We start from the raw sequence: 14,290 nt of genomic DNA on the forward strand, positions 1-14,290 counted from the left end.
TCCCGCGGCCTAGCTCCTTCCCGGTGACCCGCATCGGAGGACACGACCATGCGCGCCCTTCTCGCCGGACTGGCCTGCCTTCTCGCCGCCGCCCTCCTGCAGCCTGCGCCCGCGCAGGCGGACGAGGGAGCGATCCGCTCCGTCATCGAGAGCCAGATCGACGCCTTCCGCGCCGACGACGGCGCGCGGGCCTATTCCTACGCCTCGCCCGGCATCCAGCGGATCTTCCCCAGCGCCGAGATGTTCATGGGCATGGTCCGCCAGGGCTACCGCCCGGTCTACCGGCCGCGCGACTACAGCTTCGGGACCCTTCGCGAGACGCCGGGCGGGCCGGTGCAGGAGGTGACCGTCGTCGACGAGGCGGGCGTCACCTGGACGGCGCTCTATTCGCTCGAGCAGCAGCCGGACGGCACGTGGCGCATCTCCGGCTGCCAGCTCGTGCGCCGCCCCGGCCTCAGCGCCTGACGAGGTCGAGCGAGGCGCTCGACAGGGGCTCCGCCCCCCTCTCGGTGACGACGCAGGTGCGCGCCAGCGACATGGCGAGGCCGGCCTCGGCATCGAACAGGATCATGTGCGCGAAGAACACGTTGCCCGGCCGCGCCTCGTAGCTCTGGCCCGTGTAGAGCATCGGCCAGTCCATCCAGTTCGGCGCGAAGGTGGTCCCCAGCGAGTAGCCGCAGGCGTTGAGCCGGGTATGGCCGAGCCCCGCCTCGTCGAGGACCCGGGCATGCGCGTCGAACGCCGCGCCGATGGGCCGGCCCGGGCGCAGCGCGTCCTCCGCCGCGAGCAGCGCGTCGATTGCGGCCCGATGCATCGCCTCGATGCGCGGATCGAGCGTCCCGATCACGAAGGTGCGCATCAGGGCGGCGTGGTAGTGCCGGTAGACGCCGGCGAATTCCAGCGTGAGGAGGTCGTTCTCCGAGAGCGTGCGCCGGCCGCTGAAGTAGCGGCACATCAGGGCGCCCGGCCCCGAGCCGATGATGAACTCGTTCGCCGGGTCGTCGCCGCCGCCCCGGGCGATGGCGCCGTGCATGTCGGCGAGGATGTCGCCCTCGAACACGCCCGCCCCGGCCCGCGCCTCGGCCGCCGCGAGGGCCGCGTCGCCGAGCTCCGCCGCGCGGCGCACGTAGGCGAGCTCGGCGGCGCTCTTCACCGCCCGCAGGCGGGTGATCAGGAAGGACGCGTCGGCCAGCCTCCAGCTATCGGCCAGCGCCGCCTCGAGCCGCTTGCCCTTGGCGGCGGTGAGCCCGTAGGCCTCGTACTCGACGCCGAGCGTCTTGCCCGCGAGCCCGAGCTCGGCGAGGATCGCGGCGAGCTCGCGCTCGGGCTCGGACCCCTCGCGGTCGACCCAGATCCGCACGTCCTCGACGCGCGAGGTGAAGCGCGCCTGCAGCCGGTCGGCGGAGCGGGTGAGGAGCACGAGCCGGCCGTCGGCGGTGAGCACCATGCACTGGAAGTGCACGTAGCCGAACGTGTCGTAGCCCGTGAGCCAGTACATGCTCTCCTGCCGGAACATCAGCAGCGCCGAGAGCCCCTCGCGCTCCATGGCCGCGATCGTGGCGGCGAGGCGCGCCTCGTACTCGGCGGCGGGAAAATGCAGGTTCAGCCGATCGATGGTCATGCGGGCGTCCTCGAGGCGCGTGGTGCACCGGACCTAGTCCGATCGGCGCGCCGCCGCAAGCCGCGCGCCGTCGCGCGCGGACGGGCTCAGGCTTTTCCTGTATTCCACGCTCCCGCTGGGTAAGTTTATAACGGAGTCGACGGAAGCTTGGGCGTTCGCGACGCAGTCGGCCTCCGCCACGAAAAACAGGGGGCTCGTTCCATGCTTCGCACCGTCTTCGCCGGGTTCGCCGCGGCGGCCGTCCTCGCCGCCGCGATCCCGTCCGACGCGCAGAACTACAATCGCCGTCCCGCCTTCGGCACGGTGAACCTCAACGCGGGCTTCGCGCCCGATCCCTATTGGGTGCGCGTGCGCGCCGGCGGAACGAGGCCGGCCTCGTCGGTCAGCAGCTGCGGCGGCTCCATGGCCGACGCGCCGGACGTGCGGCTCAACTACAATGCCGGCGGCGGCTTCGCGCTGACCTTCTTCGTGCGCTCGAACGCGGACACGATCGTGGTCGTCAACGACCCGAGCGGCGCCTGGTATTGCGACGACGACAGCGGCGGCAACCTCGATCCGCAGCTCACCTTCTCGAACCCGCTATCCGGCCAGTACGACATCTGGATCGGGCACTACGAGGGCGGCCGCGGCATCCCGGCCCAGCTCGGCATCACCGAGCGCTGAGCCGCCCTCGGCGTCGGTCGACCCCGATCAGCGTCCCTGCCAGCGCGGCGGACGCTTGGCCAGGAAGGCCTCCATGCCTTCGCGGAAATCCGCGCTCGTGTAGCAGGCGACGACGAGATCGTCCCCGGCCCCCGAGGGCATGTCGGCCGAGAGCATCGCGAGGCCGCGCTTGGTCGCGGAGAGCGTCAGCGGCGCGTGGCCGGCGATCGTCTCGGCGAGCGCGGCGACGCGCGCCTCGAGCGCGGCGGCGTCCGGCGCGACCTCGGTGAGGAAGCCCTTCGCCAGCGCCTCCTCGGCGGAGAGCAGGCGGGCGGTGAAGATCATCTCCTTCACCGTCTGCGCGCCGACGAGCGAGGCCAGCCGGGCGAGATTCTTCACCGACAGGCAATTGCCCAGCGTCCGCGCGATCGGAAAGCCGATCTTCGCGCCGGCTTCGGCGACGCGCAGGTCGCACGCGGCCGCGATCGCCGCGCCGCCTCCCGTGCAGGCGCCGGCGATCATGGCGATTGTCGGCTTGGAGAGTCCCTCCAGCCGCCCGACGACCCGCTCGATCCGCGCCTCGTAGGCGAGCGCGTCCTCCGCCGTGCGCACGTCGCGGAAGGCGGCGATGTCGGTGCCGGCCGCGAAGGCTTTTCCGCCGGCGCCTGCGATGACGACGACCCTGACCTCCGGATCCGCCTCGCAGCTCTCGCACAATGCGCAGAGCCGCTCGTACATGGCGAAGGTGAGCGCGTTGCGGGCCTGCGCCCGGTTGAACACGATCCGGGCGACGCCGCCCTCGACGGAATGCAGGATCTCGTCGGTCTCGCTCACGGTCATGGCCCTCCCTTCCTCGCGGCTCGTCCATCCCGCATACAGAAGGCCGCGGACCGCGTCACCCCGGACGCGCGCCGCCCGATGCAGAGCGCACGGTGGTTCCCCTCGCCCTCGTGGAGAGGGGCTAGGGGTGAGGGGCGCGCAGGATTTTCGTGCCGTCGATGCCGCGCGACCACCAGTACGTTCCGCAGCGGCTCGCGATACCTCACGACCGGGGAGACGGAGGCAGCCCGTCATCGCCGCCGAAATCGTTCTCGACGCCCGTCACCCCCGGCCACTCTCCACCAGGGCTCGTCGATTCGCACATCGTCCCGCACCGCAGCGTGCCGAGACAGTGCCGGTCGGGAACGGTTCGACGAGCACGCCGACCCTTCGTCTTCCCTGTAGGAAAGGAAGGAAAGGGGAGAGCGGGCGCCGCCGGAGCGCTCGATTTCCGATCGTCGCGGCTCCGAGTCGCGCCAATGGCCCGCGCCCGAAGCGGAACCGCCCCGCCTCGGCCACGGTTGAGGAAGGAGGATCCGACAAGCAGAACGACAGGAGAGGACCATGCGCAGCCTCATCATCGGCCTCGCCGCCGCAGGCGTGGCGGCGGGCGCGGCACAGGCTCAGGCCATCGACGTGAGCCCCGCCGCGGGCCGGGCGATCGAGGACGCCGTGCTGATCCCGCTCTCGCGGCTCGATTTCGATCCCGTCGACCGCGATCTCTGGAGCGCCATGGAGCTGCTCGGCGCCGACGTCCTCGGCCCCGGCGACGAGGATATCGGCGACGTCGAGGACATCCTCGTCGGCGTCGACGGATACGCCCTCGCGGTGGTGGTCGAGCTCGACGAGTTCCTCGAGTTCGACGAGACCATGCTCTCGGTCCCGTTCTCGGTGCTCGAGCCCCTGCCCGCCGAGGGCCTGGTGCGCTCCCCGATCGACGAGGAGGGCCTGCAGATGTACGCGATCTTCGAGGAGCCGACGCTGACCGCCGACACGGTCTCGAACGAGGTGACCGCCATCGCCGAGAACGATCTCGACGCCGTTCTCACGGGCTCGGACGTCTTCCTGCTGGAGGACCTGATGCTCGGCATGCACGCCCCGCTCGACGGCGAGACGCTCGGCTACGTGCACGACGTGCTGTTCACGATGGAGGGCGCGCTCGAGGCGGTCGTCGTCTCGGCGACGCGCGACCCGTTCGCAGACGTCGCCGTGCCCTATACCGGCGGGACGGCGCGCGAGGAGAGCGTGCTCGAGGCCGCGCCCCTCACGGCCGAGGAGATGGGCGTGCGCGATTGACGCCGGCGCGGGCCGGTGTCCTCGACGATCCGACCGTCCTCCAAGATCACGATCCGGGGGCGCGCGCCGGGGTGACCCCGGCGCGCGGGCGCATCCGTCAGAACCAGTTGCGCTCGACCTTCACGATCTCGCCCGTGTAGGGATTGATGTCCATCTCGACGTCCTCGCCGACCGGGCTCATCGCCTCGACCTCGTACTGATTGAACTCGACGTCGAACTCGCGGATGTTCGTGTAGCCGCGCTCGCGCAGCATGGCGACGACCTCCGAGGGGCGCACCCAGGCGCGCTCGGCGCCGACATAGCCCTCGCCGATCATCTCCTCGGCGACGGGGTCGCGCTCCATGATCATCTCGTCGGTGAGATCCATGTCCTGGGCCGTCGCGGGCGCGACGGCGAAGGCCGCGAGGGCGAGGGCGGCGACAGACGTCTTGATGTGGGCGGCGATGCGCATGGGACGGCTCCTCTTGTGACTGGCTGCCTATGCCCCGCCAACGCGGCGGCCGCCCGCTTCGTTTCACCGCGTCTCACGCCACGGCCTGCGGCGCCGGCCCGCGAGGCGGCGGCTCGACGAGGCGCGTGTCGCGAAGCCCGCCGCGGGCCTCCAGCACCGGATAGGCGACCGCCGTGAGGTGGGCGACGATGCGCTTGAGATCGCGCAGGATGTCGAGATGCAGCGCGCTCGCCTCGACGCTCGCCGGCGGCTCGGCGCGCAGCCGGCGCAGGTGCCGCTCGGTGGCGATGCGCTCGGCCTCGCGGAAGGCGTCCTTCTCGCGCACGAGGGCGGTCGCGACCGCGGGATCCTCCGCGACGAGGAGCCCGCCGGAGAGGCGCATCTGGCCGAGCGCCCGCTCGTGCAGGGCGCGGATCTCGGTCCAGTCGGCCTCCGGGATGGCGAGGCCGCGGCGGTGGCGGCGGGAGGCGAGCCGCATCAGGCCCTTGTCGATGATGTCGCCCGCATGCTCGAGATTGGTCGCATGCGAGATCAGCGCCATGGCGCGCCGCGCCTGCGCCTCGTCGAGCCGGCCGCGCTCGAGCCGGATCAGGAAGAGCTTGATCTCCTCGTAGCGGCGGTCGATGGCGTCGTCGAGCCTGCGTACGGCGTCCCGCCGGCGCTCGTCCGGATCGGCGAGCGCGGCGATGCTCTCGCGCAGCATCACCTCCACCGTGTCGGCGAGGCGCATGGTCTCGCGCGCGGCCGCCGCGAGGGCGACGTCGGGATCGGCGTCGGCCGGGGCCTCGGACAGCGCGTCGACCGGGGGGATGGTCGCGATGGCGGGCTCCTCGCGGACGAGGCGCGCGAGGAGCGCCGCCGCGGGGCGGGTCAGCGGCAGGAAGAGGACCGCGAGCGTGAGATTGAACAGGGTGTGCGCGTTGGCCGTCGCCCGCGCGGCGTCGGCGCCGAGCCAGCCGAGCGGCAGGACGTCGTAGGCGAGGAGCGCGAGGGCGGCGCCGGCCCCGAGCGCGCGGAAGGCGAGGTTCCCGATCAGCAGCCGCCGCCCGGCCGGGCCGGTGCGCGGCGCGAGCCCGAAGGGCACCAGCGCCGAGCCGACGTTCGCGCCGAGCACGACCGCGAGAACGACGGAGAGGGGCGCGGCCCCCGCGGCCGCGAAGGCCATCGCGGTGAGCACCGCGGCGAGGCTCGACTGGGCGATCACGGCGAGCCCGAGACCCACCGCGAAGGCGAGGATCGGCTGCGCCTCCGCGCCCGCGAGCAGCGCCTGCAGCGCGATGGAGTCCCGCAAAGGCGCGCTCGCCGCGCCGATCATGCCGAGCGCGAGCACGACGAGCCCGATCCCGAGCGCCACCCGGCCGAGCTGCCGCAGGGCCGGCCGGGTCGCCACGACGAAGACCGGCACGCCGATCGCGATGAGGAGCGGCCCGAGCCAGACCGGCTTCAGGGAGAGGATCTGCACAGCCACCGTCGAGCCGACGTCGGCGCCCAGCATCAGGGCGAGCGCCGCGGCGAGCGCGAGGAAGCCCCTGTCGGCGAAGGAGGCGGCGAGGACGGCCGTGGCGGACGCGCTCTGCAGCGCGGTGGCGAGACCGAGACCCGTCGCGGCCGCGCGCAGCGGGCCGGAGGTCGCGCGGGCCAGAGCCTCGCGCAAACGACCGCCGAACCCCCGCAGTACCGCCGTCTTCACCATGCGCGTCGCGAAGACGAGCAGAGCGATACCGGCGAGGAGGTCGAGGGCGGTGGTCATCTGCGAAGCTCCCTTAGGCGGCTAAGAGGATGATAACGCCTTTGCGCCCCCGACGATCCCCGACTTCGCGCAGAGCGTGTCGGTGTCTCGCCACGGCGTCAGCGCCTCAGCAGCGCCGCGATCTCGGCGTCGGAGCGGGCATTGCCCTCGCGCACGAGCACGAAGAGCTTGTCGGCCTCGACGCGGGACTTGGGCGGCGGATTGATCACCATCCGCCCGTCGACCGCGGCGCGGTAGGCGATCGGCACGCCGATATCCTCGTCGGTCAGGAGGCGGACGATCTCCCGCCAGGGGCGCCCGCTCACCTCGACGTCGTAGCGCCAGCACTCGTCGCCACGGCTGGTGAACAGGTCCTCGAGGATCGCCTCGGCGCCGGGCGCCGCCAGCGCCCGCACGATCATCTCGGGATAGCCGCGCAGGGGCCGCACCACCACGTCGGCCCCGGCGCGCACCATGCGCGGCCGGTTCGCGTCGTCGACGCATTCGGCGATGATGCGCCCGCCGGCGCCCATCTCCCGCAGGCGGTCCACGATGTCGAAGGTGCGCCCGTCCGAGGCCGCGTCGCCGTCGTCGAGGGCGAGGACGACGATCACCTCGGCGTCCTGCGCGTCCGCGGCCTCGAGCGCGCTCCGGCTCCAGGGCTCGCCCGCGACATGCACGACCCCGCGCTCGGAGAGCGCCTCCGGCAGCCCGGTCGCGAAGCGCGGGGAGACGAGCTCCACGACGCGGTCGTGGAAGCGCCGGCTCGCGCGGAACTCGGCGACGAGCCCCGCGAGAAAGGCCGGGGCGTTCTCGAACTCGACATTGAGGACGAGGATGTGATCGCGCATGTCCCACCTCCAGCGGCCGACGCGCTTGCGCTCGCGCCGGTCCCCGCGCAGCTCGAAATACGTGGCGGCCGACTGGAACGCGATCCAGATGCCGCCCAGGAACACGAGCAGCATCGTGGCGAGCCGCCCTTGCGGCGTGCGCGCCGACAGATCGCCGTAGCCGACCGTGGTGAGGGTCGTCAGCGTCAGCCAGACGGCCTCGAAGGCGCCGAGACCCTCGAGCGCCATCATCGCGCCGACATGCAGGAGCGCGAGCGTCGCGAGCACGGCGAGGAGCCGCGGCAGCGCCCGCCGCGGCCCGCCCGCGCGCACGAGCGGCCGGACGCTCGCGTGTCGCTTGCGGTGCTGAAGCCATCCCGTGCGCATGCCTGGCGGCGCCCTCCCCGTCCCGGCGCGACGGCCGCGCCCGATCGCAAACGCGCGAGGCCGCCGGATCGTGCGATCCGCTCCGGTCGAGGGCAGAAGTCCCGGGCCGCGCGGATCAGTCGAGCCGCGTCCCGTTCAGCTCGGCGACGACGTCGGAGAGCATGGGCACGTAGTCGTCTCCCCTCCCCTGCGCGACGGCCATGGCGAAGGCGTTCTTCACGGCGTTGCCGATCGGGTTCGCCATGCCGACGGAGTCCGCCATCGCCTCGATGTAGCGCGTGTCCTTGAGCCCGTTGGAGAGGCTGAAGCGGTGGGCGTCCGGGTCGCGCTCCAGCACCCATTTCATGAAGGTCTGGTAGAAGCCGCTGTCCATGCGCCCGCCGCGGACGACGCTGTCGAACCGCGCCGGCGGGATGCCGACCTTCTGGGCGAGGACGAGCGCCTCGGAATAGAGCGCGGCGTAGCCCATGGAGAGGAAGTTGTTGACGAGCTTCATCTTGTGGCCGTCGCCGGTCCCGCCGACATGGACGATCTTGCCGGCCCAGGCGCCGATCACCGGCTCAATTCGCCGGAAGGTCTGCGCGTCGCATCCGACCATGCAGTCGAGCGTTCCCGCGAAGGCCTCCTTCGGCGTCCGGCCGAGGGGCGCGTCGACGAGGATGATCCCCGCCTCGGCGAGCTCGGCCGCGAGCGCGAGGGTGGAGCTCGGGTCGGAGGTCGAGGTGTCGATCACGACCGAGCCCGGCGCGAGGTTCTCCTTCAGGCCGCCGGGGCCGCGCACCAGGGCTTCGACCTGCGGCGAGGCCGTGACGCACAGATGCACGATGTCGGAGGCCTTCGCCAGATCCGCCACGCTCCGCGCCTCCCGCGCGCCCCGGGAGACGAGATCCTCCACGGGCGCGCGGTTGCGGTGGGCGACGACGGTGAGCGGCCAGCCCTTCTCCAGCAGGTTCCTGGCCATGCCGTGCCCCATCAGGCCGACCCCGATGAAGCCGATCCGATCACGCGTGTCCGTCATGTGAAATCTCCTCGAGAGAAGCCGGACGTGGGCGCCCGGAATCAGGTTTTCGGTGCGTTCAGCGCGCGATAGGCGCGCAGCACCTGGCTGTCGTCGGCGCCGCCGTGGCCTTGGCCGGAGGCCGCCAGGAACATCTGCAACGCGCTCGCCGCGAGCGGCAGCGCCGCGCGGGCCTCACGCCCCGCATCGAGCACGAGGCCGAGATCCTTGACGAAGATGTCCACCGCGCTCGCGACGCTCGGGTCGTCCTCCAGCATGCGCGGGCCGCGGTCGCGCAGCATCCAGGACGAGGCCGCCGAGCCCGAGAGGATCTCGAGCAGCTGCCCGCTGTCGAGCCCCGCCTTCTCGCCGAGCGAGAGCGCCTCGGCGCAGGCGGCGATGTGGACGCCGCACAGGAGCTGGTTGACGGTCTTGACCATCGCCCCCTGCCCGGCCCGCTCGCCGACATGGAAGATCTTGTCGCCGAGCCGCTCCAGCAGCGGGCGGGCGCGCGCGAACGCGGCCCCCTCCCCCGCCGCCATGATCGTCAGCGTCCCGCTCTGCGCGCCTTTCACGCCACCGGAAACCGGCGCATCGAGGACGGTGCGGCCGCTCTCCGTGACGCGCGCGCCGATCCGCGCGGCGTCGGCGGGCGCGCAGGTCGCCATCAGGAGGACGAGGGCGTCGGGGGCGAGCGCGTCGAGGGCCGCGTCGAGGGCGGCCTCGGCCTGGGCGGCGTTCACCACCATGAGGATCAGCGCGTCGGCGCCCTCCGCCGCCGCGGCGGCGCTGCCCGCCGCCTCGCCGCCCGCCTGCGCCAGCGCGGCCCGCGCGGCCTCGCGCAGGTCGAAGCCCGCGACGGCGAAGCCGCCCGATGCGAGCCGCGACGCCATCGGCAGCCCCATGGCGCCGAGCCCGACGACGCCGACGCGCGCGATCCCCCGGCTCATTCCTTCACCGCGCCGGTCATGGAGGAGACGTAGTAGTCGACGAAGAAAGAATAGAGCAGCACCACCGGCAGCGAGCCGAGCAGCGCCCCCGCCATCAAGGCTCCCCATTCGTAGACGTCGCCACGTACGAGCTCGGTGAGGACGCCGACGGGCACGGTCTTGTTCTCGGAGGACTGGATGAAGGTGAGCGCGTAGATGAACTCGTTCCACGACAGGGTGAAGGCGAAGATGCCCGCCGAGATCAGCCCCGGCACGGCGAGCGGCAGCATGATCTGGGTGAGGATCTGCCAGCGCGTCGCCCCGTCGACGAGGGCGCATTCCTCGAGCTCGTAGGGGATCGAGCGGAAATAGCCCATCAGCAGCCAGGTGCAGAACGGGATCAGGAAGGTCGGGTAGGTGAGGATCAGCGCGAGCTTCGAATCGTAGATGCCGAAGCGGAAGACCATCAGCGCGAGCGGGATGAACAGGATCGAGGGCGGCACGAGATAGGCGAGGAAGATCGACAGGCCCGTGACCCGCGCGCCCTTGAAGCGCACGCGCTCGATGGCGTAGGCGGCGAAGACGGAGGCGATCAGCGACAGGAAGGTCGACCCGAAGGCGACCAGCATCGTGTTCCAGAGCCAGCCCGGATAGGACGTCTCGAACAGGAGGTAGCGGATGTGCTCGAGCGTGGGCTGCACGGGCCAGAACGGCGAGTAGGTCTCGTAGTCGGTCAGCTCGATGTTCGGCTTCAGCGCCGTCACCGCCATCCAGTAGAACGGGAACAGCAGCACGAAGACGAACACCGCGAGCGGCAGGTAGACCACGACCACCCGCCGCGGCAGGCGGTCGAGATAGCTCATGCCGACGCTCTCGTCCGGCGAGCCCTGGTCCCGCGGTGTGGCGTTGGTGACGACGCCCATGGCGCTCTCGTCCTCCTCGAATGGGATCAGTCGGTGCCGCCCTGCTGCCATTTGCGGCGCTGGAGGCCGAAATAGCTGAACAGGATGGCGGCGAGCAGGAAGGGGATCATCGCCACGGCGATGGCCGCGCCCTCGCCGAGCTGGCCGCCGGGTATGGCGCGCTGGAAGGAGAGCGTCGCCATCAGGTGCGTGGCGTTGAGCGGCCCGCCGCGGGTGAGCACGTAGATCAGCTGGAAGTCGGTGAAGGTGAACAGCACCGAGAACGTCATCACCACGGCGATGAGCGGCGAGAGCATGGGGAGCGTGATGTAGCGGAAGCGCTGCCAGGAGGTGGCGCCGTCGAGGGTCGCCGCCTCGTGCAGGGAGGGCGAGATCGTCTGCAGGCCGGCGAGCAGCGTGATGGCCACGAAGGGGATGCCGCGCCAGACGTTGGCCGCGATGACCGAGGCGCGCGCGTTCTCGACGTCGCCGAGGAAGTTGATCGGTTGGTCGAGGATGCCGAGCTTGATCAGCGACCAGGAGATGATCGAGAACTGCGTATCGTAGATCCACCAGAAGGCGATGGCCGAGAGCACGGTCGGCACGACCCATGGCAGCAGCAGCACGGCGCGGAACAGGGCCTTGAACGGCAGGTGCTCGTTCAGGATCAGCGCCAGCCACAGGCCGAGCGCGAACTTCAGGATCGAGGCCACGACCGTGTAGAGGATGGTGTTGAAGACCGAGAGCCAGAAGACGTGGTCGGTCCACAGGAGCTCGTAGTTCCACAGCCCGATGAACTCGCCCGCGCGCCCGATCCGCGTATCGGTGAAGCCGAGCCAGACCCCGAGCGCCAGCGGATAGGTGAGGAAGATCAAGAGGAAGGCCGCCGCGGGCAGCATGAACAGGGCGGCGATGAAGCCGCGGCTCTCGAGCAGCGCGCGTCTGCGCTTTCTCGGCGGCGCCATGTAGAGCTGGTTCGCTTTCGCGGCGGTGTCGGCCATGGTCTCTCGGCTCGCGTCGGGAGGGGATGAGCGCGCGCCCGCGACGGGCGCGCGCTCGGATCGCGTCAGATGCGGTAGTAGCGATTGGCGCGCTGCTCGGCGCGCTCCATCGCCTCCTGCGGCGAGCGCTGGCCGGTCGCGGCCTCGGCCACCATGTCGACCATGACGTAGTCGGCCATGACCGCCGCCGAGGCGTAGCCGAGCGGGCCGGCGTAGCCGTTGGGGACGAGCGTGGCGGACGCCTTGGCGTAGGGCGCGTGCAGCGGGTCCGAGGTCCAGACCGGGTTGTCGGCGAAGGCCTTCAGCGGCTGGCAGCAATAGGCGGACGACGCCGTGATCCAGGCGTTCATCTGCTCGGCCTCGTACATGAACTTGAGATACGCCTTCGCCGCTTCCGGGTAGGGCGTGTGCTGGAAGATCACGCAGGACGTGGTCTGGCACAGCTCCATCGGGCGCCCGACCGGGCCGACCGGCAGGTTGGTCGAGCGCATGTCGGCCGCCATCTCGGCCATGTTCGGGTCGTTCTTGGCCGAGTAGTAGAGCGACACGCCGTTGGCGGTGACGCCGATCTCGCCCGCCAGGAAGACGCGGTTGTTGTTGATGTCGAGCCAGGCCTCGGTGCCCGGGATCATCTGCTGATAGAGCTCGCGGGCGTATTCGAGCGCCTTCATCGTCTCGGGCGAGTTGATGACGACCTTGCCGCTCTCGTCGACCATCTTGCCGCCGTGCGACCAGACCAACCAATGGGCGAAGTTGTTGCCGTCGCCGACCGCCTTGCCGAGCGCGAAGCCCATGGGCGGCAGGTCGTTGCCCTTGAGCGCCTTGGCGAGCTCGAGGAATCCGTCCGTGTCCTGCGGGAACTCGCTGAAGCCCGCCTGCCTGACGATGCTGTCGCGGTAGATGATGCCGTTGCCGATGGCCGCGAGCGGCAGCGCCACGAACTGGTCGCCGCGCTCGGCGTAGCCGCGCAGGCCGTCGTACCAGCCGCCGTACTTGTCGCCCAGATAGTTGGCGAGGTCCGTCACCGGCAGGAGCTTATCGGGGTACTGGTGCGGATCGTCGAACCACACGAGCATGATGTCCGGGCCCGAGCCGATATTGGCCGCCACCGCGGCCTTCGGGCGAATGTCCTCCCAGCTCTCCTTGTCGATGCGCACGTCGACGCCGGTCGCCTCGGTGAACTTGCGGGTGTTCTCGATCCACTGGTCCTCGTCGCCCTTGACGAAGGGCGCCCAGCGCAGAACGCGCAGGGAGGCGCCGGCCTCGGGCGTGTAGGTCGGCTCGGCCGCCTGCGCGAAGGCGGGCCGAACGCCGCCGAGGCCGCCGCCGCCGACGAGTCCCGCGCCCGCGAGGCCCGTCGCGCCGAGAAGAAGGTCGCGTCTTGAGATCGACATGTCAGGCGTTCCTCCGTCTCCGGGATGGATCGTTGAGCAGTCGCGGCGCGCGCGGACGTCCCGGATCCGTCGCGCGCGTCGTCCCGTCAGACGAGGCGCTGGCCGCTGCCTTCGTCGAAGAGATGAACCAGAGCCGGGTCCGGCTCGATGCGGATCGTCTCGCCGGGGCGGGCCTTCACCCGCTCGCGGAACACCGCCGTGATCTCCTGGTCGCCGAGGCGGGCGACGACCTGCATCTCGGAGCCGGTGGGCTCGATGACGACGACCTCCACCGGAATGCCGTTGTCGGACAGGATGAAGTGCTCCGGCCGCACGCCGTAGACGGCGCCGCGCCCGGACGAGGCCGCGGGCCCGTTCGCCAGCGGCAGCACCGCGCCTGCGGCCGCGTGGAAGCCGTCCGATTCGATGCGGCCCGCGATGAAGTTCATGGCCGGCGAGCCGATGAAGCCCGCGACGAACATGTTGTCGGGCCGGTCGTAGAGATCGAGGGGCGCGCCGATCTGCTCGACGATGCCGTCGTGCATGACGACGATCTTGTCGGCCATGGTCATGGCCTCGATCTGGTCGTGCGTGACGTAGACGGTCGTCGTCGTCAGGCGCTGGTGCAGCTCCTTGATCTCGGTGCGCATCTGCACGCGCAGCTTGGCGTCGAGGTTGGAGAGCGGCTCGTCGAACAGGAAGACCTGCGGGTCGCGCACGATGGCGCGCCCCATGGCCACGCGCTGGCGCTGGCCGCCGGAGAGCTGGCGCGGAAAGCGGTCGAGGAGCTTGGTGAGGCCGAGGATCTCGGCGGCGCGCTTGACGCGCGTGTCCATCTCGGAGCGCGGGGCGCCGCGCAGCTTCAGCGAGAACGCCATGTTCTGCGCGACCGTCATGTGCGGATAGAGCGCGTAGTTCTGGAACACCATCGCGATGTCGCGCTCTTTGGGCGGGACGTGGTTGACCACCCGCTTGTCGATGGCGATCTCCCCGCCGGAGATGTTCTCGAGCCCGGCGACCATGCGCAGCAGGGTGGACTTCCCGCATCCGGACGGCCCGACGAGGATGACGAACTCGCCGTCCTCGATGTCGATCGTCACGCCGTGGATGACCTGCGTCGTCCCGAAGCTCTTGCGGACCTCACGAATGTCGACGGATGCCATGCGATCTCGACCCTCTCGTTCGTCGGCGCGCGCCCGCGGCGCTCGATTGCGCGCGGCTGCTGTCTCGGCATGGAAACGAGCGAGGACGCGTCGCGAAATGCGACGTCATCGCGTTCCTCCCGGGTTCCCCAGCCCGCTTCGGGGCGCTTG

General features: G+C 70.9%; 14 protein-coding genes. 3 read left to right on the forward strand and 11 right to left on the reverse strand.

Annotated features, from left to right (window positions below):
- The first annotated feature begins 48 nt into the window (after nucleotides 1–48).
- Complete coding sequence (locus ABL310_RS14610; RefSeq protein WP_349367743.1) at nucleotides 49–465, forward strand: DUF4864 domain-containing protein; 417 nt, start codon at nucleotides 49–51, stop codon at nucleotides 463–465.
- Here the strand turns inward: ABL310_RS14610 and ABL310_RS14615 are convergent.
- Entirely contained in the window at nucleotides 455–1,606 is a 1,152-nt protein-coding gene (locus ABL310_RS14615; protein ID WP_349372066.1) for a Xaa-Pro peptidase family protein, read from the reverse strand. The two genes, ABL310_RS14610 and ABL310_RS14615, sit on opposite strands and share 11 nt — an antisense overlap.
- 216 nt (nucleotides 1,607–1,822) lie before the next feature.
- On the opposite strand from ABL310_RS14615, the gene ABL310_RS14620 reads away from it, so the two are divergent.
- A complete protein-coding gene (locus tag ABL310_RS14620; RefSeq protein WP_349367744.1) occupies nucleotides 1,823–2,284 on the forward strand; it encodes a hypothetical protein in 462 nt (153 codons plus the stop codon).
- A 27-nt stretch (nucleotides 2,285–2,311) separates the two neighbouring features.
- On the opposite strand, the gene ABL310_RS14625 is transcribed toward ABL310_RS14620, so the two are convergent.
- On the reverse strand, nucleotides 2,312–3,103 hold the full coding sequence (locus tag ABL310_RS14625; protein WP_349367745.1) for an enoyl-CoA hydratase: 792 nt from the start codon (nucleotides 3,101–3,103) through the stop codon (nucleotides 2,312–2,314).
- A gap of 543 nt (nucleotides 3,104–3,646) precedes the next feature.
- Here ABL310_RS14625 and ABL310_RS14630 point away from each other — a divergent pair.
- Nucleotides 3,647–4,378 carry a hypothetical protein gene (locus tag ABL310_RS14630; RefSeq protein ID WP_349367746.1) on the forward strand — a complete coding sequence of 244 codons (732 nt, stop codon included), beginning with the start codon at nucleotides 3,647–3,649 and terminating at the stop codon, nucleotides 4,376–4,378.
- Between the two features lie 97 nt (nucleotides 4,379–4,475).
- Here the strand turns inward: ABL310_RS14630 and ABL310_RS14635 are convergent, their stop codons facing one another.
- From ABL310_RS14635 to ABL310_RS14675, 9 genes are all read right to left on the reverse strand, one after another.
- Complete coding sequence (locus ABL310_RS14635; protein WP_349367747.1) at nucleotides 4,476–4,829, reverse strand: PepSY domain-containing protein; 354 nt, start codon at nucleotides 4,827–4,829, stop codon at nucleotides 4,476–4,478.
- A gap of 73 nt (nucleotides 4,830–4,902) precedes the next feature.
- Nucleotides 4,903–6,579, reverse strand: coding sequence for a Na/Pi cotransporter family protein (locus ABL310_RS14640; protein WP_349367748.1), 1,677 nt, complete (start codon nucleotides 6,577–6,579; stop codon nucleotides 4,903–4,905).
- A 98-nt stretch (nucleotides 6,580–6,677) separates the two neighbouring features.
- Nucleotides 6,678–7,775, reverse strand: coding sequence for an ion channel (locus ABL310_RS14645; RefSeq protein ID WP_349367749.1), 1,098 nt, complete (start codon nucleotides 7,773–7,775; stop codon nucleotides 6,678–6,680).
- Between the two features lie 115 nt (nucleotides 7,776–7,890).
- The gene (locus ABL310_RS14650; protein ID WP_349367750.1) at nucleotides 7,891–8,793 is read right to left on the reverse strand and encodes an NAD(P)-dependent oxidoreductase; all 903 of its coding nucleotides are present in this window, start codon (nucleotides 8,791–8,793) and stop codon (nucleotides 7,891–7,893) included.
- 41 nt (nucleotides 8,794–8,834) lie between these two features.
- Nucleotides 8,835–9,722 (reverse strand): NAD(P)-dependent oxidoreductase, encoded by an 888-nt coding sequence (locus ABL310_RS14655; RefSeq protein ID WP_349367751.1) that lies wholly within the window; start codon nucleotides 9,720–9,722, stop codon nucleotides 8,835–8,837.
- Nucleotides 9,719–10,624: a carbohydrate ABC transporter permease gene (locus ABL310_RS14660; protein ID WP_349367752.1), complete on the reverse strand. Its 906-nt coding sequence runs from the start codon at nucleotides 10,622–10,624 to the stop codon at nucleotides 9,719–9,721. Before ABL310_RS14660 ends, ABL310_RS14655 begins: the two co-directional genes overlap by 4 nt.
- Before the next feature lie 26 nt (nucleotides 10,625–10,650).
- Nucleotides 10,651–11,568, reverse strand: a complete 918-nt coding sequence (locus tag ABL310_RS14665; protein WP_349372067.1) for a sugar ABC transporter permease — start codon at nucleotides 11,566–11,568, stop codon at nucleotides 10,651–10,653.
- Nucleotides 11,569–11,669: 101 nt separating this feature from the next.
- Nucleotides 11,670–12,998, reverse strand: a complete 1,329-nt coding sequence (locus tag ABL310_RS14670; RefSeq protein WP_349367753.1) for an ABC transporter substrate-binding protein — start codon at nucleotides 12,996–12,998, stop codon at nucleotides 11,670–11,672.
- An 86-nt stretch (nucleotides 12,999–13,084) separates the two neighbouring features.
- Nucleotides 13,085–14,140: a sn-glycerol-3-phosphate ABC transporter ATP-binding protein UgpC gene (locus tag ABL310_RS14675; RefSeq protein WP_349367754.1), complete on the reverse strand. Its 1,056-nt coding sequence runs from the start codon at nucleotides 14,138–14,140 to the stop codon at nucleotides 13,085–13,087.
- Nucleotides 14,141–14,290 lie beyond the last annotated feature (150 nt).

This window comes from Salinarimonas sp., from assembly GCF_040111675.1.
GTDB lineage: Bacteria > Pseudomonadota > Alphaproteobacteria > Rhizobiales > Beijerinckiaceae > Salinarimonas.

Bases quoted from the DNA above. Each gene is read 5' to 3' on its own strand.
- ABL310_RS14610 (WP_349367743.1), top strand. From the start codon at position 49: ATGCGCGCCCTTCTCGCCGGACTGGCCTGCCTTCTCGCCGCCGCCCTC.
- ABL310_RS14620 (WP_349367744.1), top strand. From the start codon at position 1,823: ATGCTTCGCACCGTCTTCGCCGGGTTCGCCGCGGCGGCCGTCCTCGCC.
- ABL310_RS14625 (WP_349367745.1), bottom strand. From the start codon at position 3,103: ATGACCGTGAGCGAGACCGACGAGATCCTGCATTCCGTCGAGGGCGGC.
- ABL310_RS14630 (WP_349367746.1), top strand. From the start codon at position 3,647: ATGCGCAGCCTCATCATCGGCCTCGCCGCCGCAGGCGTGGCGGCGGGC.
- ABL310_RS14635 (WP_349367747.1), bottom strand. From the start codon at position 4,829: ATGCGCATCGCCGCCCACATCAAGACGTCTGTCGCCGCCCTCGCCCTC.
- ABL310_RS14640 (WP_349367748.1), bottom strand. From the start codon at position 6,579: ATGACCACCGCCCTCGACCTCCTCGCCGGTATCGCTCTGCTCGTCTTC.
- ABL310_RS14645 (WP_349367749.1), bottom strand. From the start codon at position 7,775: ATGCGCACGGGATGGCTTCAGCACCGCAAGCGACACGCGAGCGTCCGG.
- ABL310_RS14650 (WP_349367750.1), bottom strand. From the start codon at position 8,793: ATGACGGACACGCGTGATCGGATCGGCTTCATCGGGGTCGGCCTGATG.
- ABL310_RS14655 (WP_349367751.1), bottom strand. From the start codon at position 9,722: ATGAGCCGGGGGATCGCGCGCGTCGGCGTCGTCGGGCTCGGCGCCATG.
- ABL310_RS14660 (WP_349367752.1), bottom strand. From the start codon at position 10,624: ATGGGCGTCGTCACCAACGCCACACCGCGGGACCAGGGCTCGCCGGAC.
- ABL310_RS14665 (WP_349372067.1), bottom strand. From the start codon at position 11,568: ATGGCGCCGCCGAGAAAGCGCAGACGCGCGCTGCTCGAGAGCCGCGGC.
- ABL310_RS14670 (WP_349367753.1), bottom strand. From the start codon at position 12,998: ATGTCGATCTCAAGACGCGACCTTCTTCTCGGCGCGACGGGCCTCGCG.
- ABL310_RS14675 (WP_349367754.1), bottom strand. From the start codon at position 14,140: ATGGCATCCGTCGACATTCGTGAGGTCCGCAAGAGCTTCGGGACGACG.